This window comes from Umezawaea sp. (assembly GCF_057122925.1).
The window spans coordinates 20,742-44,930 of record NZ_DBNGPQ010000024.1 but is presented as its reverse complement, the minus strand read 5'-3'; the positions used below and the strand labels follow the sequence as shown (position 1 = coordinate 44,930).

At 74.1% G+C, this 24,189-nt stretch carries 15 protein-coding genes; 2 read left to right on the top strand and 13 right to left on the bottom strand.

Annotation, left to right across the window (positions count from 1 at the left end; translation table 11 throughout):
• Window positions 1-389 precede the first annotated feature (389 nt).
• On the top strand, window positions 390-782 hold the full coding sequence (locus AC156L_RS03745; RefSeq protein ID WP_330882931.1) for an ester cyclase: 393 nt from the start codon (window positions 390-392) through the stop codon (window positions 780-782).
• 339 nt (window positions 783-1,121) lie between these two features.
• On the opposite strand, the gene AC156L_RS03740 is transcribed toward AC156L_RS03745, so the two are convergent.
• On the bottom strand, window positions 1,122-1,259 hold the full coding sequence (locus tag AC156L_RS03740) for a hypothetical protein (RefSeq protein WP_330882933.1): 138 nt from the start codon (window positions 1,257-1,259) through the stop codon (window positions 1,122-1,124).
• A 45-nt stretch (window positions 1,260-1,304) separates the two neighbouring features.
• Complete coding sequence (locus AC156L_RS03735; protein WP_330882935.1) at window positions 1,305-2,234, bottom strand: alpha/beta fold hydrolase; 930 nt, start codon at window positions 2,232-2,234, stop codon at window positions 1,305-1,307.
• Between the two features lie 104 nt (window positions 2,235-2,338).
• Here AC156L_RS03735 and AC156L_RS03730 point away from each other — a divergent pair, with 104 nt between their 5' ends.
• On the top strand, window positions 2,339-2,626 hold the full coding sequence (locus tag AC156L_RS03730) for a hypothetical protein (protein WP_484406590.1): 288 nt from the start codon (window positions 2,339-2,341) through the stop codon (window positions 2,624-2,626).
• 30 nt (window positions 2,627-2,656) lie between these two features.
• Here AC156L_RS03730 and AC156L_RS03725 read toward each other — a convergent pair whose 3' ends face one another.
• From AC156L_RS03725 to AC156L_RS03675, 11 genes are all read right to left on the bottom strand, one after another.
• A complete protein-coding gene (locus AC156L_RS03725) occupies window positions 2,657-2,944 on the bottom strand; it encodes a hypothetical protein (protein ID WP_330882937.1) in 288 nt (95 codons plus the stop codon).
• Window positions 2,941-3,615, bottom strand: a complete 675-nt coding sequence (locus tag AC156L_RS03720) for a cation efflux transmembrane domain-containing protein (protein ID WP_330882939.1) — start codon at window positions 3,613-3,615, stop codon at window positions 2,941-2,943. The genes AC156L_RS03725 and AC156L_RS03720 overlap by 4 nt, the downstream gene beginning before the upstream one ends.
• Before the next feature lie 3 nt (window positions 3,616-3,618).
• Window positions 3,619-4,035: a hypothetical protein gene (locus AC156L_RS03715; RefSeq protein WP_484406589.1), complete on the bottom strand. Its 417-nt coding sequence runs from the start codon at window positions 4,033-4,035 to the stop codon at window positions 3,619-3,621.
• A 282-nt stretch (window positions 4,036-4,317) separates the two neighbouring features.
• Window positions 4,318-4,584 (bottom strand): GlsB/YeaQ/YmgE family stress response membrane protein, encoded by a 267-nt coding sequence (locus AC156L_RS03710; RefSeq protein WP_330882979.1) that lies wholly within the window; start codon window positions 4,582-4,584, stop codon window positions 4,318-4,320.
• A gap of 815 nt (window positions 4,585-5,399) precedes the next feature.
• Window positions 5,400-7,193, bottom strand: a complete 1,794-nt coding sequence (locus AC156L_RS03705; protein WP_330882943.1) for a hypothetical protein — start codon at window positions 7,191-7,193, stop codon at window positions 5,400-5,402.
• Window positions 7,190-11,956, bottom strand: a complete 4,767-nt coding sequence (locus AC156L_RS03700; RefSeq protein ID WP_330882944.1) for a hypothetical protein — start codon at window positions 11,954-11,956, stop codon at window positions 7,190-7,192. The genes AC156L_RS03705 and AC156L_RS03700 overlap by 4 nt, the downstream gene beginning before the upstream one ends.
• Window positions 11,937-14,963, bottom strand: a complete 3,027-nt coding sequence (locus AC156L_RS03695; RefSeq protein ID WP_330882946.1) for a hypothetical protein — start codon at window positions 14,961-14,963, stop codon at window positions 11,937-11,939. Before AC156L_RS03695 ends, AC156L_RS03700 begins: the two co-directional genes overlap by 20 nt.
• Window positions 14,960-16,102 (bottom strand): Kelch repeat-containing protein, encoded by a 1,143-nt coding sequence (locus AC156L_RS03690; RefSeq protein ID WP_330882947.1) that lies wholly within the window; start codon window positions 16,100-16,102, stop codon window positions 14,960-14,962. The genes AC156L_RS03695 and AC156L_RS03690 overlap by 4 nt, the downstream gene beginning before the upstream one ends.
• 22 nt (window positions 16,103-16,124) lie before the next feature.
• Window positions 16,125-20,699: a DUF6603 domain-containing protein gene (locus AC156L_RS03685; RefSeq protein WP_330882949.1), complete on the bottom strand. Its 4,575-nt coding sequence runs from the start codon at window positions 20,697-20,699 to the stop codon at window positions 16,125-16,127.
• Window positions 20,696-23,104, bottom strand: a complete 2,409-nt coding sequence (locus AC156L_RS03680; RefSeq protein WP_330882951.1) for a S8 family serine peptidase — start codon at window positions 23,102-23,104, stop codon at window positions 20,696-20,698. Before AC156L_RS03680 ends, AC156L_RS03685 begins: the two co-directional genes overlap by 4 nt.
• Before the next feature lie 162 nt (window positions 23,105-23,266).
• Window positions 23,267-24,067 (bottom strand): alpha/beta fold hydrolase, encoded by an 801-nt coding sequence (locus tag AC156L_RS03675; protein ID WP_484406587.1) that lies wholly within the window; start codon window positions 24,065-24,067, stop codon window positions 23,267-23,269.
• Window positions 24,068-24,189: the final 122 nt, after the last annotated feature.

The following is a 24,189-nucleotide window of genomic DNA, read 5'->3' as shown; positions in this document are numbered from 1 at the left end:
GCAACGTCCGGCTCATCGACGACTGGCTCAGGTGGAACCGGTCGGTGGCCCGCGTCACGTTCCGCTCCTCCAGCATGAGGGACAGGGCACGCAGTTCGTGCAACAGCCCGAGATCACCATGCGCCATGCGCCCAGTATGCCTCCGCGCACCGGTGCCTCCGCGCACCGTCCACCGTCCTCAGAGGACTCGCTAGGGGACGAGTCCGGTGACCGCCTCGGACAGGTGGGCGGCTCCGCAGGGCGGCGTCGGCGACCCGTCGAAGGTCCTCCAGCGCCCGTCGGCGTCGAAGGCCCCCGGCCGCGCCACCCTCTTGTAGACCGATCGGTACCGAAGTACCGTGACAATTCAGCACCGATCGGTGCACAAGCGTCGAGCGAAGGGCAGTCCCGTGACCGACCGTGATCTGCGCAGCTGGTACCTGCGCTACGTCGAGGCGCTCAACAACCACGACCTGGACGGCATGGAGGAGTTCATCGACGACGAGGTCATGCTCGACGGCGTCCCCGGCAGGCGCGATGCCGTCGTCGCGGTCCTGAAGGGCATCGTCGACGCCGTTCCCGACATCCACTGGGACGTCCAGGAACTGCTGATCGACCGCGACCGCATCGCCGTGCGCGCGATCAACACCGGGACCCCCGTCCAGGAGTGGCTCGGCGTACCGCCCTCCGGGGCGTCGTTCGAGATCGTCGAGTACGCCATCTACACCGTCGGCGACGGTCGTTTCACGAAGATGACGAACCTGCACGACTCGGCAGGCCTCGTCCGCCAACTGGCCGCGTGACCGGCCCCGGAGGCCGGACCACCGGGTCCGGCCCCCTGGGTCAGGAGGCGTGCGGCCCGAACCGCCCCCACGCCACCACCGCGGCCAGGGCCAGCAGCACCGAGCGCGGCGTGGGGGACCCTCACGGCCCGCCTCGGCCACGGGCGGTGGGGCGCGCAGGGAGGAGACCCTGGCAGCGCGGTCACCGAGGAACTCGCCCGGCGCGGGACCCCGGGCCTGGTCGGCATCCACCTCACCCCGCTGGTGTTCGAGCCCACGCCGGACGAGGTCGCGGCGGCGGACCCCGCCGAACGCGCCGCCCTCGCCGACGGCGAGCGCTACCGGGCACCACCGGTCCACCTACGCGGTCCAGCGGAGCACCCAGCCGCAGACCGTCGGCTGCTCACCGGTCAGGCTCGCCGCGTGGATCCACACCGTCTTCCAGGCCCAGGGCGACGCGGAGGCGACCTTCCCCGTCGAGGAGCTGCTGGACACCATCGCGCCGCACTGGCTGCCCGGCTCGGCGGCGACCGCGGCCCGCTTCTACTGGGAGCTGGTCCGCGAGGGGTGGCGCCCGCCGTCCACCCCGGACGCCCCGCTGACCCTGCCGACCGGCGTCACGATGACGGCGCTCGACGTCGTGCGCGAGTCCCGGCGCTGGACCGAACGCCGCCGCACCAACCCGGTCCACTTCGGACAGACGCAGGCCGGCGGCCACCTCGCGGCCTGGGAACAGCCGGGCCCCTTCGTGGACGACGTGCGGGCCGCGTTCGCCGGGCTGAGTGATCCGCACCGCGGCTGGCGCACGGTCTCCACCACGTCCTCGACCGCGCCGGTGATGACGTCCGGGCGCTCGGTCACGATCCCCTCGTGCGAGGTGTTCTCGGCCACCACGTGCTTCCGGTTCGGTCCGCCCCGCGCGAACCGGGCCTGGCCGTCCCGCCACATCGCCGCCGCCTCGGGGAGGTCGACGAACGGGGTCTCGGACGCGACGACCACCGTCACCGGCACGTCCTCCGGCCAGGACAGCTCGCGGAAGACGCGGTGGACGGGGGCGTAGTCGACCAGGACGGCGAGCAGCCGGCGGTTCTCCTTGGTCGACTCCTGCTCCAGCAGTGCGGCGCGCCGCGCCTCGACGACCGGCTCGAACGCCGTCAGCACCCCGTCGGTGAAGAAGTCGGGCACGTTCGCGTCGACCAGCACGGCGCCGGACACCCAGCCGGGGTTCTTGACGACGAAGTTGGTGGCGACCTCGCCCGCGATCGAGTGCGAGACCAGCACGACGTCCTTGGTCACCCCCGACTCCTCCAGCCCGGCTTCCAGGTCCGACACCGCGTTCTCCACCCGCCACGGCCCCGACACCTCGTCGCTCTCCCCCTCGCCCGCCCGGTCGTGGGTGATGACCTTCGAACCGGTGGTCTTCGCCAGCCGCGGCGCCAGGTCCTTCCAGTACGACGGAGTCCAGCCCGCCACCCGCGTCCAGCACCAGGGCAGGCAGCGCGCCGTCCACGACGTGGAAGACCAGTTCGTGCTCGGCGTGCACCACCCTGAGCGTCCGGGGATCGGCGGACGCGGGCGTGCTCGGCGCCGGGCCGCTCGTGGCGGCAGGCGTCGCGCACGCCGCGAGCGAGGCGGCCAGGAGCACGGCGGAGGTGAGGGCAATCGCCTTGCGGCGCAAGGGGATGCAGTTTTCGACCACGCCCAGGACCGTAGGAGCCACCCGACCGCTCGACGATCCGGCCGACCAGCCGGTCCGCCCTGGTGCCAGCCCCACCGCCGCCGTGGAGCGCGGCGATGAGCCGGTCCTCTCCTCGTCGTGCGGGACGGACAGCGGGCTGACCCTGGTTGATTTCGGTCAACACTGAAGTTATTGAGCTGACAACCACACTCGAACGCTACGCGTGGTCGATGCGGTGCACCGGGGCGACGACGAGGTCGTGCATGCGCCAGTCGGTGTCCCTGAGCAGTTCGCCGAGTTCTTCGAGCCTCTTGGGAAGGTCGTCCGTGCCGGGCCCTGGCACGACGAGCATCTCGCCGACGAAGACGTGGCCCTCCTCGCGGAGCCTGATCCACGCGTCGTCCACCCAGGGTTGGCTGCGGGCGAGGTCGGTGAGCCTGCCGGGCAGCGGGTGCGGTTCGCCGTCGACCACGGTGCGGGGCCTGCGGTCCATCAGGTCGGTCACGGCGGTGCGGGTGGTGCGCAGGCCGTCGCGGACGATGTCCGCGGAGATGAAGATCGCCGCGACGGCGTCGGCCCACCACAGGCCCGCGCCGATGCCCAGGATGCCGAGGACGGCGGCGGCCGCGGTGAGCCAGTCGGCGCGCGGTTCATCTCGGCGTCGGCGTAGAGGACCTTGTCGTGCAGCTCCTCGGCGAGGCCGATCTTGGCGCGGCCGAGCAGGATGGCGGGCACCATGGTCAGCAGCAGGACCGCGATCATCGGCCAGCCCAGCCACACCGTCACGTCGAACACCTCCACCAGACCGATCGGTGGACGTTCGCCCTCCACGAGCCGGATCACGGAGTCCACGAGGACGTAGCCGCCGAGGACCAGCAGCGACAGGGCGGAGGCCAGGAAGGCGATGGCGACCGACCGGTGGTGGCCGTAGGGGTGTTCCGGGCTCGGCGCCCGGTTGCGGTAGCGGTTGGCGATGAGGAACGCGACCGGCGGGGTGAGGGCGAGGATGTCCTCGACCCAGGCGGCCTCCATCGCCTGCGACTGGCCGAGGGTGACCGCGAGCAGGGTGATGGCGGCGACGAAGAACCCGATCGTCCACCACTCCAGCCGGACGGCGCGGCGGTGCAGGTCGGCCTTGTCGGCGGGCGGTTCGTAGCGGCCGTAGACGGCGGCCACCGCTCACCCCTCCGCTCGGTCGGCGTCGAGCAGCAGTCGTCGGACCTCGTCCTGGTCGAGCGACAGGAGGAACCCCTCGACGGTGGTCTGCCAGCCGTTCTCGCCGAGCGGGACCGCCATGACGTGGTCGGCGGTCGAGAGGTGGACTCCGCTGTCGACGAGTCCCGCGGCGTCCACGAGCCAGTCGGGAACCACCGCCGGACCGTTCGGCCGCCGCGCGATCCCGCTGACGGGCCGGGGCTTCGCGCCCTCGTCCGCCAGCAGCGCCTCGTCCGCGCTGCCTTCCCGGACCAGCACCGACAGCCCCGTGACGTCGGTGGTCGTCCCGGCGGGCACGGCCACCACCGCGTCGGTGGTGAGGTGGTCGACGGTCAGCGCCGCGTCCTCCTGCCACGGGGAGTCCGTGTCGAACCCGCCCACCCGACCCGCACCGCACCACCGCGCACCCGGTCCAGCGTGCCTGCCGCGTCCCGTGGCCATTGACACCCCGCGACCGACAACCCGACCAGCACCACCAAGACCGCCACCCGTACCGAACCCCGACGCCATGCGCTCATTCCGGCGGTGGTACCCGGAAAACGCCGCTGCGACACCCGACCGGACGACGTCGACCGCGTTGTCCCCTTGAGACCTCTCCCGCCCCTGGCGAACGGCGAAACCCCCGGCGATCGGTGATCGCCGGGGGTTTCGCGGGGGTTCGGGTCAGGCGTGCGCGCGCCTGCCCGTCACCAGCCGGTAGATGCCCAGCAGGATCAGCGAGCCCAGGATGGCCAGCAACCACGTGCTGAGGTCGAAGAACGTGCTGATGTCGGTGCCGAACAGCGCCTTGCCCACGAAACCGCCGATGATGGCGCCCACGATGCCGATCAGCATGGTGATGATGATGCCGCCGGGGTCCTTGCCGGGCATGATGGCCTTCGCGATGGCGCCTGCGATGAGGCCGAGCACGATCCAACCCAAGATACCCACGGTGAAATCTCCTTCGTCTGGCGGTGGCGACCGGCTCTTCCGTCGCTTCACGTTGCTCGACGGAGAGATGCCCGCGCGGGGCGACTTCCAAACACCGCGACGGCGGTGGATCCACCTCACACGGGTTCGCGCTCCCGATCCGGTCTGCTTCGTCCGGTGCGACGGCACCACGACGACGGCCGCGACGGCCGACTGGCCGGTCTGGCCGCGGTGCGCCCCGCGGAGCTCGTCGTCCTGCGGTCGCGCCGGACGACGCTCGAATCCGCCGAAACCGACGCGACCGGCTCGGTACAGTGATCCAACCCCTGGACACACGGAGGCCGGAGTGCGCGACCGTCCCGCGGCGGGAACCCGTCGCCCGTACCGGATGCGGCCCCGCACGCCCGCGGCACCACGCACCGCTGCCACCAGCACGGCTCCCGCCTGCGCCACCACGACCCGCGCCCAGCCCACCGCCCGCGTGGCCAGGTACACCCCGGACACCAGCGCCACCAGCAGCACGAGTCGCGGCAACCACTCCCACCCGCGCAGCGCGCGGAAGTAGGCGTCGAGCGGGGACAGGTCGACGAAGTGGACGAGCAGGCGCACGAGGACGAACCGCGGCGCGCTCCGCTCGGACCGGGCGTCCGACGCGCCGGCCCAGATCGACAGGGGCAGCGCAGCGGCCACGGACAGGCAGGCGTACGTCGACACCGCGAGCACCGCGGCCGACACGGCCCACGCGCGTCTCATCCCACCCCAGTCCTCGACGGGCGCCCATTCTGCCCGAACCGGGTGTCCTCCAGCCGCCGAACGACGAAGGCCGCCCGCCCCGGTCAGTCGGCGGGCGGCGGTGTGCTGGTGAGCAGGTCGAAGACGAGGCCGCTCGACCCCTCCCCCCTGCCCGCGCCGCGGTGGGCGGAGAGCCAGACCACGGGGCGGCCGTCGTGCCAGCGGGTGCGGTTGTAGGCGACGGACAGGCGGGTGCCCGCCTGCGGCACCTCCTCCTCGTTGACGAAGTACTGCTGCCCGCGGTCGAAACCCTCGCGCAGCAGCGTGGTCCTCGGGCGGACCGGGTGGCCGTCGACCGCGCTGGGCATCGCCGCGCGCTGGAGCTGCACCTCGCGGTTGTCGCCGGGGACGTGCACGGGGATGAACGGGATCCAGTGCTCGGGGATGGTGTTCATCGCGGCGTAGGACAGGGCGGCGCGGGGCGGGTCCGGGACGGGCTGCGCGGTGGTCCGGCGGCGGTGGGCCAAGACTTCCGCGGCGGCCTCGGCACCGCGGTGCGGTTGGCCGGTGGGCAGCTGGACGGTCCGCTCGACGCCCCACACCAGGTTCGCGTTCTCGTCGCGGATCAGCAGGACCTCCTCCAGCGGCGGGCCCTCGGCCACCTTCGGCACGCTCGGCGGCAGGAACAGGTCGGTGTCGGCGGGCACGTCGCCGCCGCCGATGGTGTCGAGGGTGAACATCGACCAGCGCTGCCAGTCCTCGTCGAACCCGGCACCGGCCGGGGTGACCCACTGCCGGTGGCCGAACACGTCGGTCACGACCAGGCCGCGGATCCGCGCGACCGTGCCCGCCGGGAGGTCGCACGGGAGCTGGTACCAGTCGTTGCTGAACACCAGCGCGAACTCCAGGAACACCAGCCGCGCAAGGTCGGTGCTGTCCGGGCGGACGGCGGCGAAGTTGGTCCTCCCGTCCTCCAGCGCCCACCAGCGCGGCAGCGGCATCCCGGAGTAGCGGACCGGCGCCGGGAACACCGTCCGCGCCAGCGCGGGCTCCGGTGGCTCCGCGCCGCCGAGCGGGGGGCCGGGGTCGACGGAGAACGCGTGCCAGTCGAGCTGACCGCCGGGGTACTCCCGCGCGGTGAGGGTCTTCTCGGCGCCGCCGGGCATCGACGCGGCCACCGAGAACCGGTGCTCCAGCCTGCGCGGGTCCCACGTGGCGTCACCGTCCGGGTCGGCCTGCGTGACGCCCGTCGGCTGGTCGATCAGCGCGTCGAACCAGGCGACCAGCCGCTTGCCCGCGTTGACCAGCGGGGCGTGGTGCAGCAGCCGGATGGTGTCGATGCCGTCGTCGGCCTCCCCACCGCCCTTCACGTGCAGGTACAGCTCGTAGCCGTCCATGCGGCGACCGGCGACCGCCTGCAGGGTGGCCCACACCGCCGGGTTGGCGCGCTGCGTGACGTCGGCCGCGGTGGGCAGCGCGATCGGGTACTTCGCGGCGTACTGCTCCTCGTACTTGCGCACGTGGCCGAGCAGCCCCAGCTGGTCGAGCAGCTTGAACCAGCGGTGGCCGATCGCGAGCCGCAGGTCGAAGGCGATCTTCTCGGTGCCGTGGGCGAAGGTGAGCCGCCGCCGTTCCGCGACCGTCTCCAGTGGACGGTTGGTCGGCAGGTCCTCCGGCGGGCCGCCGAACGGCCGGAACCGGCTGGGCCGCGTCCGCGCGACCGAGTACGTGGCGGTCACCGGGGAACCGCCGTCGGTGCCGCGGAACTCGCCGAGCTGCCACTGCCGGGTGAGCAGCCACAGCGGGTCCCGGACCTCCGCGCGCAGGGCGCGGGTGAACTCGGTGGCGCGTGGACGCCCCACGAGCTGGTCCAGCACCTCGGCGCCGGGATCGGTCATCGGTCGGCCCTCCAGTACGTCGCCGGCAGCAGGTGCGCGAGCGCCGCCGCCATGAGGTGCGCCGGTTCGACCGCACGGGTCTTCGCCATCTCGAACGTCTCCGTGACCGCGTCCACCAGGTCGGCCGCCGCCCACTGCCCGCCCGCCACCCGGACCGGCGGCACGACCAGCAGCATCGCCTGCGGCGGCTCGGAATCCGGTCCGTCGTGGTGCACGGCGACCCCGGTGGTCTCGCGTTCGGCGGGGATCACCTCGGTCCACTCGTCCAGCAGCAGCCCGCACTGCTGGTCGCCGCCGAGCCCGGTCGCGTAGTGCGCGGTGAACAGCAGCCGGTCCTCGTCGAGCTGGTCGGGCAGCGCGGAGTCCTGTGCGAACTCCAGGCCCAGCCAGTGGTCGTTCTGCACGAACGGGAGCTGGATCGGCGACAGCTCGGGTGCGTCCCGGTCGAACCCGCCGGTGCCGAACAGCCCGCTCGGTCCGAGCAGCGCGTCGGAGAGCAGGACCACCTGCTCCCACAGCCTCGGCGCCTCCCGCACCCGCGCCATCCCGTGCAGCCAGTCGTCGACCGGGAAGTCCCGCGCGGGCTTGAGGTGCGCGACGAGGTCGCCGCTGTCGGCCCGTGCCTTGCGCCACTGCTGGATGACCGGTGCCGGCGGGGTGAACTCGGGCACGCACAGGACGTCCTCGCCGAGCAGCGCCTTGAGCGCGTCGGTGGCCGCGCGGACCCTGGCCGGTCCCGGCGGGGTCTGGTCGTGCAGCTGGAGCGCCGTGCTCGCCGCGGCGCGCCGCGCGGTCAGCTCGTCCCCGAGCTTGCCCGCCCGTGCCAGCAGTTCCCCGCCGAAGGCCACGACGCGGTCCTGGAACGGGGTCGGGTCGAGGCCCCGCGGGTCGAACTCGGCGGGCGGCAGCGCCGCGACGACGTCCTTGAGCAGGTCGCTCAGCGCCTTCCGGTTCGTGCCCGCCAGCTGCTTGAGCCCGTCCACGGTGCCGCTGAAGGAGTTCCGCAGGGTGCGGACCCGCGTGCGCATCTTCGCCGGGGTGTCGTCCCTGCGCTTCGGCCGGGTGGTGAGCAGCCGCTCGGCCTGCTCCAGCAGGGCGAACCGCTGCGGGTTCGGCGTCGGGTTCGGGAGGTTCTCGTACTGGTCCAGCAGGGCGTTGGCGGCGGCGAGCGCGGTCGCCATCCGGGCCGCCAGCGCCGCCACGGCCGCCAGGACGTCGGCGAACACCCCGCGCCGCCACAGCGCCAGCTCGCTCCAGCCGCTGCGGACCACGCCGAACCCGCTCGCGGTCACCGCCAGCTTCGCGTACCGGGTCAGGAACGCGTCGATCCCGCTGAGGATCGGGGTCCGCTCGGGCGGCGCGCCGTCCGGGTAGAGCGGGCCGAGGTCGCCGACGTAGTCGGTCACGTCGTCGATCAGGTCGACCATCGACGCCAGCACGGTGGCAGGCCGCTTCCTCGACAGCGACACGGCGTCGTCGGCGGCGCGGTTCACGGCGGCGGGGCCCGCGGCGGGCACGAGGTCGCTCTGGCGCAGCGGCCTGGCGGTGGTCAGCAGCGTGCGCACCGCCGCCACCAGCGGCGAGACCTCGAAGAAGGTGACCTTCTTGTCGACGCGGGTGGTGTACTCGATGTGCAGTTCGAGGTCCGGCCTCGGTTTCTCGGCCTCGATGACGACGCCGAGGATCCGGTCGTCCAGGTCGGTCATCGCGGCCTGGTCGGCCGGGCGCAGCGCCCACAGCAGGTCGATCGGCGCCAGACCCGTCTCCGCCTGGGTGACGGTGCGACCGCGCAGGTCACCGTCCTCGTCCCGCCAGGTGACCAGCGCCGCCACGCTCGACGGTTTCGGCAGCACGGACGGCAGCCAGTCGTCGACGGCGGGCTCGGCCTGCGCCCGCGGCGGGTCGTCGTCGTCGGGGTCGACACCGGACTTGAACTGCACCGCCAGCCGGTGGGTGAGGGTGGTCCCGCCGCGCGGGGTCTCCACCACCGACGGCGCGGGCGGCAGCCCCTCCCTGGCGTAGGCGTCGAGCGCCGCCGACGCGCGTTCGGTGTTGCCCTGCAACGCCTGGTGCGCGCCTTCGGCGACCGCGACGTCCGCGACCGCGTCCACCGCGTCGCGCAGCGCGTCCACCTCGGCCCGCAGGTGGACGACCTGGGACGCGGTCGCCGGTGGCAGGTCGGTGAACCCGAACGGGTAGTCGTCCGGGTGCTCGGCGCCCGGCGGAGCGGCGGCCCGCAGCTCGTTGGCGCGCCGCAGCAGCGCGAGCCCGTCGACCACGTTGCGGGCCTCGACCTGCTCGATGCTCGTCGGCGCCCCCGGATCGTCCGGTGGGATCGCGGTGTCCTCGATCTTGTTGGCGCGCAACGGGAACCTCAGCCGGAGCCCGGCGATGAACCGGTCCAACCCGGCGTCGCGGTCGTGCAGCCCCCGCTCGAAGCGGTAGCCGAGCAGCGCGCCGAGCGACTGGCCCTGGCGCATCCCGTCCGCGATGGTGAGGGCGAGCCGGACGCGCTCCGAGCTGAGGTTCACCGCGAACACGGTCGCCTTCGCGGGGTCGGCGTTCGCGAGGTACCCGGCCCGCAGCACGGCGGCGGTGCGCGCGTGGGCGGGTGACGGGGTGTGGACGTACCCGGCGTTGCCCCGGTCGTGCGGGATCGGGGCGGTGCCGAACACCGACGTGAGGTCGGCGGGCACGGTGACCAGGTCCACCGGGTCGGTGTTCCTGGTGACGTGCTCCAGCCACCCGTAGGCGCCCAGGTGCAGGCCCCGCACCGGTTGGCCGGTGCCGTCGGGGCCGTACCGCAGCTCGGCCAGCCGTTCGGTGGCCAGCCCGAGCCGCCACGCGTCCAGGCGGTGGGAGACGCAGTCGAGGTGCTCGGCGAAGACCCGCTCCAGCTTCGCGGTGGGCAGCCCGGCCAGGATCGTCAACGCCTGGTCCAGTTCCGGTGACGGCGTCAGCAGGACCGCCCGCCGCGCGAGCCGGTAGAGCAGCGTCGAGGGCGGCACGTCGTCGGCGAAGCCGTGCTCGCCCGCGACCGCGGCCGGGTCGCTCTCGGCGAGCCAGGTCAGGTAGTCGCGGCCGTCCGCGGTGTACGGCCGGATCCGGTCCACTTCGGACAGCGGCCGGTCGTCGACCACGGGTGTGGTCAGCGGGTGGCCAGGGTCGCCCAGCACGTGGTACTCGACCGAGGTCGGGTGCAGCGCCAGGATGTCCAGCAGGGTCTGGTGCCGGTCGGGGCCGGGCTCGTCGAGGTCGGCGACGTGCGGGAGCGCCGCGCTCCACTGCTGCGCCGCCGTCTTCAGCGCCTGGTCGAGGGCGGTCCGGTGCGTCGCCGCGGCGGGGAACGCGAGCCGGGAGAACACCGTCGTCGGCAGGATGCCGTAGGGCTGGCGGCCGATGCGCAGCGAGGGCAGCGGGCCCCGCCCGGAGACGTGGGTGAGGAAGAACTGCCGGGTCTGCTCGGCCTGACCGGCGGTCAGCAGCGACGGCAGGAAGTAGCCCGTGGTGGCAGGCCACAGCGCGGTGTGCGCGGCCCGCGCGTCCCGCCGGTCGGTGCCCTCCGCGTTCGGCACGCCCGCCAGCACGGCCGGGTCGAGCCCGAGCAGTTCGGCGAGCCACTGGCCGTCGGTCTTGGTCGTCCAGTCGGTCGCCGCGGCGGCGAACCCGGCCGCCGTGGACAGCGCCGTGTCGGCCTCGGTCACCGGGTCCTGCCCGGCGGACCGCTCCTCGGAGTTGTTGGTCGGCGTGCCCTGCGGCAGCAGGCTGAGCCCGGCCGAGCTGTGCGACTGGTCGGCGAGCAGGGCGCCGAACGCGGTCGCGGTCTGCGTCGGCGTCGCCTGTTCCCGCAGGCCGAGCACGACGAGCCGGTCGACGCGGTCGCGGAAGGCGTCCTGCAACGGGATCCGCAGGCCCACGCCCGCGGCGACGGCCTCGTCGAAGTCGGTCAGCCAGCGCAGCGCGGGCGGCACGACCAGCGCGCCGGTGGTCTCGTCGATCCTGAGCTGGGTCGCGGACGGCTCGTTCGGGTCCGGGCTCACGGCCAGGCCCTGGCGAACCGGCTGTCCGGTCTTGGAGAACACGGCAGTCCCGCCGACGTACCCGGTCACGGTGAACCGGTCGGGCAGCAGGGCGGCGGTGGCCGCCGCGGTCCAGGACAGCGGCGCGACCTGGCCCGCGTCCGGCGTGGGCAGCACGAGGAACGCCACCACGACGGCATCGCCGGGAGCGTTCGGCGCGGCGTCCACCCCGGACGGACGGCGGGCCTTGATCGCGTTCGCCCTCGTCTGGTTCTGGCCGACCGCCGCGAGCAGCGCGACCTCGGCGGCGCGCAGCTCCGCCCGGTCGCCGTGCGCCCCCCACACGGCCGTCCAGTAGGCGGTCGTGGGCTGCCGGTCGTTCGCGGCGACCGGTTGCGGGCTCACGACCACGAGCACCGCCGTGCCCGCGGGCACGCCGAGCGGGCGTTCGGTCGGGTTGGCGGGTGTGCGGTTCCGCAGCAGCCACCCGGCGCGTCCGGTGGGGATCCGGGCGACCAGCTCGTGCCACGCGGCCCGCTCCCCCACCGCCGAGCCGCCGGAGGCCCAGAGCGCGGCCCAGTAGGCGTCCAGCGCGGCCAGCTCCGCCCGCGTCGGCCTCGGCTCCAGCTTGGTCACCGACCACTCGTCGGGGAACACCCGGACCAGCAGCTCGGTCTGGGTGAAGCGGGTCTCGATCCTGACCGGGCCCAGCAGCACCGGGAAGTCAAGGCTGAGCGGGGGCATCCGGCAACATCTCCTGCGCGTGGACGGCCACCAGCACCGGGGCCTGGAAGAGGATGTAGGCGGCGTCCGCGGCGCTGACGTCCGGCGACCACGGCGCGACCCGCACGTCGTCGGCGCGCTGCTCGGTCTTCTCCTGGTCGTCCTCGTCGTGGTTGAAGTCCTCCAGCCCGACGGTGACGCCCCCGTCGAACCGGATGAAACCGGTGCCCGCCGGGTCGACGCGGCCCCAGGACAGGTCGTTCCACACCTCGACCGGTGCCTGCGCGCCCGGCCGGTCCTCGTCGAGCCCGAACCTCGGGTCGCCGGGCCGTTCCTCCAGCACGAAGAACCAGCCCAGGTCGCCGCCCGTGCCGCGGGCCTCGTCGGCGCTCAGGTCGAAGCCGAGCAGGTAGACGTCGGGGTCGGCCTTGGCCTCGTAGATCGGCAGCCGGACCAGCTTCCTCGGTGGGGCCTCGTTCGGCGGCAGCGCCGCGAGCGTCCGCTCACCGGTCTTGTCCGGGACACCGGGCTGCCCCTTCCTGTCCGGCCACACGGCCTTGTGCGCGTACACGGCCGCGGTCGGGTACTTGCGCAGCAGCTCACCCCGGATCACCAGCACGAGCGTGACCGCGCGCGGCGGATCACCGGGTCTCGGCCTCGGGTTGGGGTTCTCGCCGAGCCGGGAGGTGGTGCCCCACTCGTGGATCGGCGGGATGTCGTAGAGCCGTTCGCGCCGCTGGTCCGCCGTCTCGTTCGGCCGGGCCGGTGCGGTGCGCGGGTCCCAGAACTGGCGGAACGGCGTGCCGCGCTGGTCGGTCGGGTACTCCCGCCAGAGCAGTTCGCGGGCCATCTCGTGGTTGAGGCCGACCAGGTAGGACTCGATGAACCTGGTGTTGGGCTCCAGCAGGGTGATGGAGTTCGGCGGGAGCAGCCCGAGGTTGGGCACGAAGGTGTCGGTCGACATCCTCAGCAGCTCGGTGTACATCGGCACGTCGAACCTCGGGTAGGCCATCACCTCGGTCAGCTCGCCGTCCTTCGGCGCCAGCCGCGCGGGCAGGTTCACCGCCGCGACGATGCTGTCGACGACCGTCGTGTTCGCGTCCAGACCGGCGACCACGGCGGTGGTGGTGTCCGCGACGTCGAGCCGCGGCCGGTCGTCGAGGACGGCCGCGTCGGCCCGCCGGGCGGGCAGGACGAGTCCGGGCGGGGTCTCCAGCGGCGGCGCGGCGGCGACCTGCTGCTCGTCGATGCGGGCGACGAGCGTGTCCAGCGAGGTGGCCAGCGTCCTCATGAGCCTGCCGCCCGGTCGGGTGAGGCGGCGCATCGTGGGCGACACGGGGGCCGTCGCGACCCGGCTGCGCGACACCTTGAAGCCGACGGCGAACACCTCGCCCGCCTCCGCCGCCGCGGCGCCGGGGCGGTCGAGCACCTTGGGGTGGGCGGGGGCGGTGATCGTCAGCGCCCGGCCGGAGGGGAGCGGCTCCGCGCCCGCCGTCCCGACCGCCCCGGTCTGCCGTGCGATGTGCTTGCCGTGCAGGACCTCGCCGACCTCCCTGGCCAGCTGGGCGGTCCTGATCCACGCGTTGGCCCGCCGCGTCTCGCCGAGCTGCTCCCAGGCCGCGGCCATCAGCTCCTCCTGCCGCGCCTGGACCACCTTGGTGCCGAGGTGCGCGGCGATCCGGAAGCGCGGGTCGAGGTTGAGCCGGTGCACCCAGTTGTGGACCTCGGCGTCGGGCAGCGGGGTGCCCTCCGGTGTGCTCAGCAGCTTCGGCGTGAGGGCGTGCCACCGCCCGTACAGCGGCGGGGTGATCACCGGGTCGACCTGCCCCGCGAGGTCGGGGATCCGCGGCGCCAGCGCGGTGTTCGCGGCGGCGGCCGTCTGGTGCTGGTAGGCCTCGGCGAGGTTGATCAGCCCGGCCAGCGCGCGCTGCCACTGGTTCGGGTAGGGCGGTGCGGGCGGATCGGCCGGGGGCTGCTGCCCGTAGTAGTCGTCCCAGTTCTCGAACTCGTCGACGACCTTGTCGGAGTCGGGCAGTTGGAGCGCGCCGCCGAGGCGCAGCACGCCGTCGGGCTGGGTGGGTGTGGTGAGACCGGGCAGGCCGAAACCGGGCGAGCGGTGCGCGTCCACGTCGCGCAGGCCGATCGGCTCCCCCGCCTCGATCGGCTTGAGCAGCCGGACCAGGAACTCGAAGTCGCCCGCCGGGCTCGTGGCGAACTGCCAGCGGTGGTAGTACGGGAGCCTGCCCGGCGAGGGCATCCCCGGCACGCCCCAGCTCGGGGTGGTCGCCGCGATCTGCCCCGGCTCGATGCCGAGCCCGGCGCGCCTGCCGGTCTCGAACGCGGGCACCACGAACGCGTGGTAGGTGGTGGTGGGCTTGAGGTGCCGGGGGCACAGCAGCCGCGAGCAGGCGCTGTCCGGCGAGTTCCGCAGCACGGTGGCCAGCGTCGACAGCACGCCTCCCATGCCGCCGGGGGTCGTGTCGTCCACGTCGAGCCTGCCCGCCAGCGAGCCGTTGACGTGGACGTGGACGAACGCGCCGAGGTCACCGGGAGGCTGGAGCGCGGTCGGGGCGGTGACGGTGATGAACGGCAGCGGCCCGTCGCCCGCCCCGCCGTCCTCGAACTCGGCGGGCCCCGACTCGTCGCCCTCCGCGAGCACGACCAGCGCGAGCCACGGGGTGAGCCTCCTGGTGGCGGCGTTCGGCGCGGCCGGGCTGTAGCGCCAGGCGAAGTCCTCGTCGTAGAACTCCACGTGCGCCAGGTAGTTGGGTTCGAAGTTGGTGGTGAACGGCAGCGGTTCCACCCGTGAGATGGCCCTGGGGTCGATCCCGACGACGTCGCCGGGGCCGTAGAGCTGCACCGGCTGCTGGACCAGCGTCCGGGGCGCGGGGGCGCCCGCGGTCAGCGCGTCGCCGACCAGCTCCAGCTGGACCGGGACGGTCGCGCGGCCGGTTCCCGGCTCGCCGGTGATCCTGGTGGTGAGTCCGGTCCGCAGCCAGGGCAGGAAGGAGTAGGCGCCGTCGGTCACGTGCCGCTCCGTTCGGCGGTCGCGGTGAGTTCGACGGGGCCCGCGGCGGCGGCGAGGCCGGTGCGGGTGACGCCGCCCGCGACGAGCACCTTCGAGCCCGACGAGGCCGCGGCGAACGCCCACCGGCCCTCGGCCAGTCCCGCGTACGGGGTCCACGCGCCCGCCGAGAACCGCAGTGCGCCCCGGTAGCCGGTCTCGTTGTCGACGTGGTCGGCGCCGCCGACCACGAGCACCGTGCCCGGCCCCAGCGCGACCGCGCGGTGGAACGCCCGTCCGGCGGGCATCGCGGCCACGGCGTGCCACGTGCCCGTGGCCAGGTCGTAGACCTCGGCGGTGGCGCGGGCGAAGGGGTCGAACCCGTCCCCGGTCGCGCCCGGCGCGCGGCCACCCGCGACCAGGACCGTGGTGGCCGTGAGCGCGGTGGCGGAGTGGGCGGCGCGCGCGTGGGCCATGCTCCCGGTCGGCGTCCACGTCCCGGTCGCCGTGTCGTACAGCTCGCAGAACGCCAGGTCCGCCTCGCCGCCCGCGCCGACGGGCACGCTGCCCCCGCAGACCAGCACCTTCTGCCCGTTCTGCAACGGGATCGCGGTGTGGCCGGTGCGGGCGTCGGCCATGTCGTGCCCGACCGCCTCCCAGGTGCCGTCGGCGGGGTTGAACAGCTCGGCGGAGCGCAGCGCCACCACCCCGCCACCGGCGCGCGGCCCGCTGCCGCCCGCGACGAGGACGCGTCCGGTGGACAGCGTGGTCGCGCTGTGCCCGAACCGGCCCGTCACCAGGTCGTGCGCGGTCGCCTGCCAGGTGTTCGACGCGGGGTCGAAGACCTCGGCCGTGGTCAGCGGGGTGCCCGCCGCGGTGCTGGTCCCCCCGGTGGCCAGCACCGCGCCGTCCGGCAGGACCGCGAGCGCGTGCAGCTGCCGGGCGGTGCCGAGCTGGGCGGTCGGCGACCAGGTGTTCAGGGCGACGTCGTACACCGCGCTCTGCCGCAGGCCCGCGCCCGCGGCGTCCGCGCCGCCCGCGACGAGGACCTTCGCGCCCGCGGCGAGGACGACGGCGTGGTCGTGCTGACCGCGCCAGCACGCGGCCACGGCGTGGTCCGGGGCGGCCGACCACGTCTCGGTCGCGAGGATGCCGGTGGTCATGGTCTGGTCCCTCCGACTCTGGTCATGGCAGGTAGGTCTCCGCGGTCGGGGCGAGCTGGGCCGGGCCCGGCGCGGCGGGCCCGGCCAGCGCGCGACCGCCCACGACGAGCACGCGGCCGTCCGCGAGGTCCACTGCCGGGAAGTCCCACCGGCCGGTGGCCAGCGCGCCGGTCCTGGTCCACGAGCCGGTGGCGGGGTCGAACGCCACGACGTCGCGGAACCCGGCCGTCGCCCGCGGCCCGCCGACACCGCCGACGACGACGGCACCACGGGGCGTGCGGACGCACCGGTGCCCGCTGCGGCCACCGCCCGGCAGGTCGTCGACCCGCGTCCACGCGCCGGTCTTCGGGTCGTGCACCTCGGCCGCGGCCAGGCTGTCGACGCGGTACGGGACGGCCGGGACGGCGTCGCCGCCGGTGACCAGCACCCGGCCGTCGGGCAGGAGCGTCGCCTGGTGGCCCTTGCGCGGCACGGCGAGGTCGCCGGTCGGGGTCCACGTCCCCGTCGCGGGGTCGTACAGCTCGCAGGACGCGAGCGCGCGCTCCCCCTCACCGGTCGGCACGGCGCCACCGACGACGAGGACCTTCCCGGTGCCGAGCACGACCGCCGCGTGCCCGGTCCGCGCCTGCGCCATCGACCCGACGGCGGTCCGGGCCAGCGTGGCCGGGTCGAGCAGTTCGGCGGACGCGAGCGCGGCGCCCCTGGCGCTCGTGCCACCCGCCACCAGCAGCTCCTTGCCCACGAGCACGGCGCGGTGCCCGGACCGGGCGGTGGCGAGCCCGGTCGCCGGAGCCGACCACGTGCCCGTCACCGGGTCGAACACCTCGACCCCGGCCAGCACCCCGCCCGCGGTGCCGACACCGCCCGTGACGACGACCCGACCGTCACCGAGCCGGGTCGTGGTGTGCCTGCGGCGGGCCGTGGCCAGTGCCGCGGTCCCGGCGGCCCAGGTGCGCGCGACCGGGTCGAACACCGCCACCGCGGCCACCGGTGCCCCGGCGGCGTCCGCACCGCCCGCGACGAGCACCCCTCCGGAGGTCAGGCGGACCGCGTCGGCCTCCGCGACCGCGATCGGCGGCGTGCCCGCGGCCGACCAGGCACCCGGTTCGGCGAGCACACCGCCGAGCACCTCGGACTGGCGCAGGACGTGCAGCCGCCCGGCCAGGGACGGGTCCGCGCGGACCCAGTCGGCCACGGCGTCCTCGGCCGCCGCAGCGCTGCGGAAGCTCGACGTCGTGGCGCTCGCGGTGGCGGGCGGGAACGCCTGGTGGTTGTTGCGCAGGTGGGCCACGACGTACCGGCTGCCCGCCACCCGCACGGTCTCGGCGGCGGGGAACGGCTGCCGCTGCCGGGCCTCCCGCCGCGACAGCGGCGACCGAGCCGTGCTGCTGCCCGCCAGGAGCTGCCCGAACACCGCGGGCGGCGGGGAGTACAGGCGCGGGGAGCGCCGCACGGTCGCGGCGCGCGCGGCGTCGGGTTCGGACGGGGCCTCGCTGTCGATGACGTGCAGCTCGTAGCGGGCGCTGCGGCGCACCACGCGGGGCGAGGCGATGGCGCCGCCCGCGGCGACCAGCTCCAGCCCCGCGTCCTGGGTCTCGTAGGCCGGGCGCGACAGCTTCGCCGCGTCGTCCATGTCCTGGTACTGGGCCATGGCGAACTCGTCGTCGGTGACCGAGCTCCGCACCAGCCCGCTGTTCTGCGCGGGTTCGACGGTGAAGCGCTTGCCGTCGCTCGGGCGCTGCGCGCCGACCCGGTCGATCCGGACGCCGAGCGGGATGGCCCGCTGCCGCACGACCAGCGTGCCGAGCGGGTGCAGGACGAGGTCGTCGCCGGGCGGGAGCCGTCGCAGCGTGACCATCGGGGTGAACCCGCCCGAGGGCAGCCGGGTCCGCCAGCCCTCGACCTTGCGGATCTCGGCCTCCAGCAGCGCGAGCACCGCGACCGGCGGCAGCGTGGTGGTGCGCTCCTCGCCCCAGGTGATGTCGAAGTCGGCGGAGATCTCGAAGAACAGCAGGGAGATCGACCCGCGACCGTGCGCCCGCCACGGCGCGGGACCCTCCAGGGTGAAGTCCAGGTCGATGCCGAACAGCCCGATGCCGAACGCCTTGAGCGACACCCCGGCGGACACGCGGACGACGAACGAGAAGGGCGAGAACCGGAACAGCGCGTCGAAGCCGAGGTGGCCCTCGACGCCGAAGCCGCCGAAGCCGAGCCGCAGCTCGGCCTTCGCTCCGAACTGGACGGTGTTGCTGGTGACGGCGAAGTAGCCGGACACCCGGATCAGCTGTCCCGGCGAGTTCAGGATGTCCACGGAGATGCGCGGCGGCACCGGGAACGGCAGCGGCGGCGGGGTGTAGGCGGGGTGGAAGCCGCCGACGGACAGCACGAGGTCGGGGCTGTCCCCCCACGCCACGAGCAGCCCCATCCCGCCCTCGATGGTCATGGTGAGGACGCGGGAGTCGAACAGCCGCGCGAAGAACCACAGCCTGGACCGGTCGACCTCCAGCGCGCCGACGAAGCTGACCCGCAGCACCAGCAGCGCGACGTCCTCGCTGGGCAGGAGGCATTCGAGCAGGCCGAGGACGGCGATGTTGCCCGGCGGGATCTCGACGACCACCCCGAGCGAGACGCTGACCAGCGTCGGCGTGCCCCAGCCGATCCTGGCCATCGGGCCGACGAGGAACGTGCCCTCGTCCGGTGGGAAGAACGTGCGCAGGTCGCTGAGGATGCGCGGCGCGTTGGCCACCACGTCGCGCGGGAACAGGACCGACTGGATCGACCCGGTGACGACGCCCTCGACCAGCGCGTCGAGGTCCATCCTGCGGTTGAGGCCGAGGATCCCGCCGACGCCGAGGAGCCTGAACCCGAACCCGAGCTGGATGCCCGCCTGGCCGAACTCTGCGGTGAGCACGATCAGCAGCGAGAACCCCCGGCTGCCGTCCGGCATCCTGGTGGTGATCAGCCCGATCGCCTTGACGTCGACGAACCCCGCGAACTCCAGCTCCAGCGCGCCCGCGTACTCGCCGCGCGCCTCGTCGTAGGACAGGAAACCGCCGCCCGTGACGATCCCGGCGTCCACGGCCAGCCCGACACCGGTCGGCGGCTTGAACCGGAACGCGAGGTCGGCCACGCCGAGGTTGCCGCCGCCGTCGGGGAAGGACAGGTCGGCGACCAGGCCGACCCGCTCGACCGCCGCGCTGATCGGGCCGAGCGCGGCGGTGAAACCGCCGGAGACCTCGATCGGCACCGTGCCGTCCGCGGCGAACCCGACACCGAGGTGCAGCGCGGTGATCTCGATCGGCCCCAGCTCCACGTGCAGCGGCAGTTCCAGGTCGAGTCCGCCGCTGCCCTCCAGGCGCAGCCCCGTCGACGGCGCCCAGGTCCCGGTGACCTCGAAGGCCGACTCGATCTTCGCGCCGCCCGCGACCGTGCCGATGAACCCGTCCGCGCCCGCGAGGTCGATCAGCACGTGCCCGCCGGACAGCTCCACCCGTGCGGAGGGCTCGGCGGTGACGCCGCCACCGGGGTCGGCGGACGCCCGCACCCCGACGGCGACGGCGAACCGGCCGACCTCCAGGCGCGAGGAACCGGTCGTGCCGATCAGCACGATGGGCGCGCCGCCCCGCTCGGCGCGCGCGCCCGCGGTCACGTCCAGCTCCAGCGAGCCGGTCGGCGGGGTCAGCTCCACGTCGAACGGGGGCCGGACGCGGGCGTCCAGCCCCGCCTCGAACCGCGACGCCACCGCGAGGGTCAGCGTCCACAGCGAACCGAGCGGGATGGTCAGCGCGACGTCCCGCCGCGCGGGCACCCGCAGCCGTGCGGTGACCGCCGGTGGGCTCGTGGTCGGGTCGACGCTCAACCGCAGGAAGTAGGCCTCCAGCACCGGTGGCCCACCGGGCGGCGTGAGGAGCACGGACTCCGCGCCGCGCCCGGCGAGCAGGGCGGAGACGCGCGGCCACAGCAGCGCGCCGTCGAACCCGTCCGCGCCGAAGCCGACCGTGTCGCGCAGCCACCGCGCCGGGTCGGTCAGGACGGTGAGGAAGCGGTCGAGGTGCAGGCGCCTGCGGCGTCCGGGGACCGCGTCCGGGTCGTCCGGGTCGTTCACCGGGCCGTCCTCGACGACGCCGAGGAGCGTGAGCAGTTCGACGGCCGCGCGGCCCTTGCCCTCGACGTAGGAGATCACCGCGAACTCGACGAGCCGCTGGGGCATCAGCGCCGCCTCGGCCAGCAGCCGGGTGCGCTGGGCGGGGGTGAGGCCGGTGGAGCCGGTCACGGCGGCGCTCAGCGCCGGCGCCAGGCCGTCGAGCGCGGTGAAGGTCTCGGCGAGCCCGCGGACCAGCGCGAGTCCCTCCGCGACGATCGCGCCGTCGTCGCCCGCGGTGATGGCCTGCGTGAGCCGCGCGACGATCGGCGCCGCGGCCCCGACCTGCCTGGTGACGGTGGCGAGGGCGTCGCCCGCCGCGCCGAGCCCGCCCGGCAGCCGGAACCCGAGCCCGGCGAAGAACGCGTCGCGCTCGGCCGCGGCCAGGTTCTGCTCCAGCGGCAGCAGGGCCGTGCCGATCTCCCTGGCCAGCAGCTCCAGGGTGCCCGCGCTCACCGGCCCGCCCCGTGGTCGAGCGCGGCCTCGTCGAGGCGGTCCAGGCTGCCACCGGGCCACAGCCGGACGAAGTCGGCGAACCGGACCAGGTCCGCGCGCAGCCGCGGCCCCGCGAACCGGTCGAGCACCGCGAGGAACCCCGTGACCAGCTCGTGGACGTCGAGGCCGTCGACCGCCTCGGGCAGCAGCGCGCCGTTCACGGCGGGACCGTGCAGCAGGCGGCGCACCACCTGCGGTCCCCCGAGCCGCCGCCACGCCACCAGCACCCGGCGGTTGGTGTTGACCAGGCGCAGCACCTCGTCCACGTGCTCGCTCACCAGCGAGGCGAACAGCTGCACCCCCGGTCTCGGGCCGAACCGCCGGTGCAGGTCGGCGACGCGGGAGCGGAGGGTGTGCGGCGTCAGGCCGATCTCGTCGGGGGCGAACGCGAGCGGCGGTGCGCCGCCACCACCACCGGAGGCGGCGGAGGCGGCGGCGGCCGTGACCAGGTTCAGGGCCGCCGCGGCGTCGACCTTGCCGGAGCCCCACAGGTGGTTGCCCTTGATGCCGGGCGCGATCACGGGTGGGACCTCGGCGGCCGGGATCCCGTCGACGCGGCACGACTTCTGGAGCTTCTCCCGGACGTCCACGAAGGTCAGGTTCCGGTTCTTCTGGAACATCAGCGCCACCAGCCCGGCCACGTGCGGCGACGCCATGCTGGTGCCGAACGAGTCGAGCACCAGCTGGTCGCAGCAGGAGGAGTTGCTGTCCTTGTCGAGCCTGCTGCGCGGGGCCGCGACCGCGACACCGGGTGCCGCGACCGTCGGCTTGATCTCGCCCGGCGGGGTGACGGCCTGGGTCGGCAACCCCCTGGAGGAGGAGTCGGCCAGCTCACCGCCGCCGTCGGCGTAGCTGGCCACGGTGATCGCGTTGCGCGAGGTGCCGGGCGAGTTGATCGTGTTGACGCGCCTGCTCTCGACGCGGTCCGGCTCCGACTCCAGGCGGAACGTCGGGAAGGCGTCGCCGTGCTCGATCTCGAACCACGCGTCCCAGACGGCCGGGGTCGAGGTCGTGTTGGTCAACGTGAACCGCCACTCGCCCTCCCGGACCGCCGTGTCCGCCGGAACGGCGATCGTGACCTCGATCTGCTTCTTGCCGTTGCCGTGCTGGACGGCCAGCGACGTGACCGTCAGGGTCATCCGGCCGATCGTGAACGTCCTGGGCGGCGTGCCCGCGGGCGGAACCGGGACGGGCGCGATGACGCCGGTCGTGACCGTGCCGGGGAAGGAGGCGCTGACCGGCGCGATCAGCTCGATGTTCAGCGACGCCGCACCGGTGTACCAGATGTCGAGCAGGTCCACCTTGAGCGAGTTCTCCGGGACGCGGAAGCGCACGGTGGCGGTTCCTCCCGGTCCGCCGGCCGGGACAGTGCCGCTCTCGTGGATCTCGTGCACGCCCGAGTTGCCCGCGGCCACCACGAAGGCGACCCCCGGAGGCGGCGGGGGCGGTGGGACGGCCGTGGGCCGCAGGACGTCGTCGATGACCCAGTCCAGCGCGTCGGTGCCGTCGTGCGGCCCGGTGCTGAAGCCGAAGCTGCAGTTGACCACCACGGGCCGCGCCACCGGCGGGTTGCCCACCGCGTGCCTCCCGCCCGCCTGGGCGCACCACCTCATGGCGTCCGGCACGTTCGACGACGACGAGGCGATCGCCTTCACCACGACCAGGTCCGCCTCCGGCGCCACCCCGGTGTACGTGCCGGGAGAGCTGCACCGGTCGTCCTGGCTGCCGTCGCCGGCGGCGATGCCCGCGACGTGCGTGCCGTGGCCGTCCTCGTCGACGCTGGCGAACGGCTGGCCGGACTTCAGCGCGGCGTTGATGTGCTGCGGCTGGTAGAGCCGACCGATCTGCTGGAAGCCCGCGGGCGGTGGCAGTCCGCCGTCCGTCGGCTTCGCCCCCTGGTCCCACAGCTCCAGGATGCGGGTGGTCTTGTCCGCGTCGGTGTTGCGGAAGGACTCGTGGAAGACGTCGATCCCGGTGTCGATCACCGCGACGATCACACCCGCGCCCCGCCCCGGCCACGGCGTCGTCGGCGGCACCTTCCACGGCACCCGCATCTCCTCGACCGTGTCGTCCAGGCTCGGCCGCGGCGGCTTCACCAGCGAGACGGACTCGACCCCCGGCACGGCGTCCAGCCGGTCCAGGTCCGCCAGCGCGATGATCCCGGAGACCACACCGCCGCTGTCGTAGCCGGTGTCCAGTCCGGCTCGCCGCAACGCCTCGACGTCACCCGAGTAGCGCACGAGCACCGTGACGCGCCTGCTCTCGGCCCCCGGTCCGGCGAGCCGGGGGCGCACGCCCTCCGCCGCGTGGCCGAGTTCGGTGCGCCACACCGCCACCGCGTGCTGCAAGGAGGGTTCCAGTTTCATCGCACTCGTCCCCTGTGCCTGCGAATCCCTGGCAAAACACACTAGAACTCCGCCACCGCGCCACCTACCGCTGATCGGACGGCGGTGGAGTAGCCCGCGGCGTGGCGTTCCCCGCCCGAGTGCGGAGTTCCGCCGGGCGACGAAACACGGGCGCCTCCGTGATCACCGGGGGTCGCGTCCGTGGTCGTCGATCGGCGCCGGGAACCCCCGCTGCAGTCCGCTCCAGAACTCGGCCAGCACCCGTGCCGCCCGGACGGGGTCTTCCAGCATCCACCAGTGACCGATTCCGTCGAGTTCCACGGCGCGAGCGCCCGCACGGTCGGCGGCGCGATGGCGACTGGCCACACTGCCGACGGTGAGGTCCTCGGTCGGGATCGAGACCAGACCGGGCCGAGCGGCGGCAGAGGGGAGGTCGCGGCCGCGTTCGCTCAGCGTCGGTGGTGCCGCGGACCGGTACAGCGCGAGGATGGCCCTCGCCATGTCCGGGCCCTGCGCGAGAGCCACCTCGCCCGCCACGGGCTCGGGGATCCCCCAGTCGACCATGCGCGCGGCCCGGTCGGCGGTGTCCCCGGCGAACAGCTCCTCGAGGGACCGCTCTCCCTCGCCCGGCGTTTGCCAGGTCCGCGCCACCGGGTGCCAGGAGTAGTCCGGCTCGAAGCCGCCGATGACGTCGCTGACCCAACTGCGCACCAGGTCCGGGCGGGTCATCGCGACCTCCAGGACGTGACCGCCTCCCATGGACTGGCCGACGAGGTCCACGGGTGCGTCGAACCGGGACAGCTCCTCGACGAGCCAGTTCCGGTAGTCGTCGATCGTGGCACCGAAATCCGGGGGCAGCGGGGCGCCGAAGCCGGGAGGGGAGAGGAGGGCCACGTCATCGTGACCCGACTCGGCCAACTCGGTGAGCAGCGGCGTCCACACCGCGGAGGTGACGGGGACGCCGTGCACGAGAACGATGGTCATGGGAGTTGTCCGTCCGTGGGAGTTCGGTCGATGCGAGTGCTGACGAGGAAGTCCGTCGGTCCGGGTCGAACACGCGCTCCACCACCACGGCGCGCCCGCGCCGCGAACGCCGCGGTGAGCTG

Bases quoted from the DNA above. Each gene is read 5' to 3' on its own strand.
- AC156L_RS03740 (WP_330882933.1), bottom strand. From the start codon at position 1,259: ATGGTGTCCAGCAGCTCCTCGACGGGGAAGGTCGCCTCCGCGTCGCCC.
- AC156L_RS03700 (WP_330882944.1), bottom strand. From the start codon at position 11,956: ATGCCCCCGCTCAGCCTTGACTTCCCGGTGCTGCTGGGCCCGGTCAGG.
- AC156L_RS03705 (WP_330882943.1), bottom strand. From the start codon at position 7,193: ATGACCGATCCCGGCGCCGAGGTGCTGGACCAGCTCGTGGGGCGTCCA.
- AC156L_RS03680 (WP_330882951.1), bottom strand. From the start codon at position 23,104: ATGAAACTGGAACCCTCCTTGCAGCACGCGGTGGCGGTGTGGCGCACC.
- AC156L_RS03690 (WP_330882947.1), bottom strand. From the start codon at position 16,102: ATGACCACCGGCATCCTCGCGACCGAGACGTGGTCGGCCGCCCCGGAC.
- AC156L_RS03675 (WP_484406587.1), bottom strand. From the start codon at position 24,067: ATGACCATCGTTCTCGTGCACGGCGTCCCCGTCACCTCCGCGGTGTGG.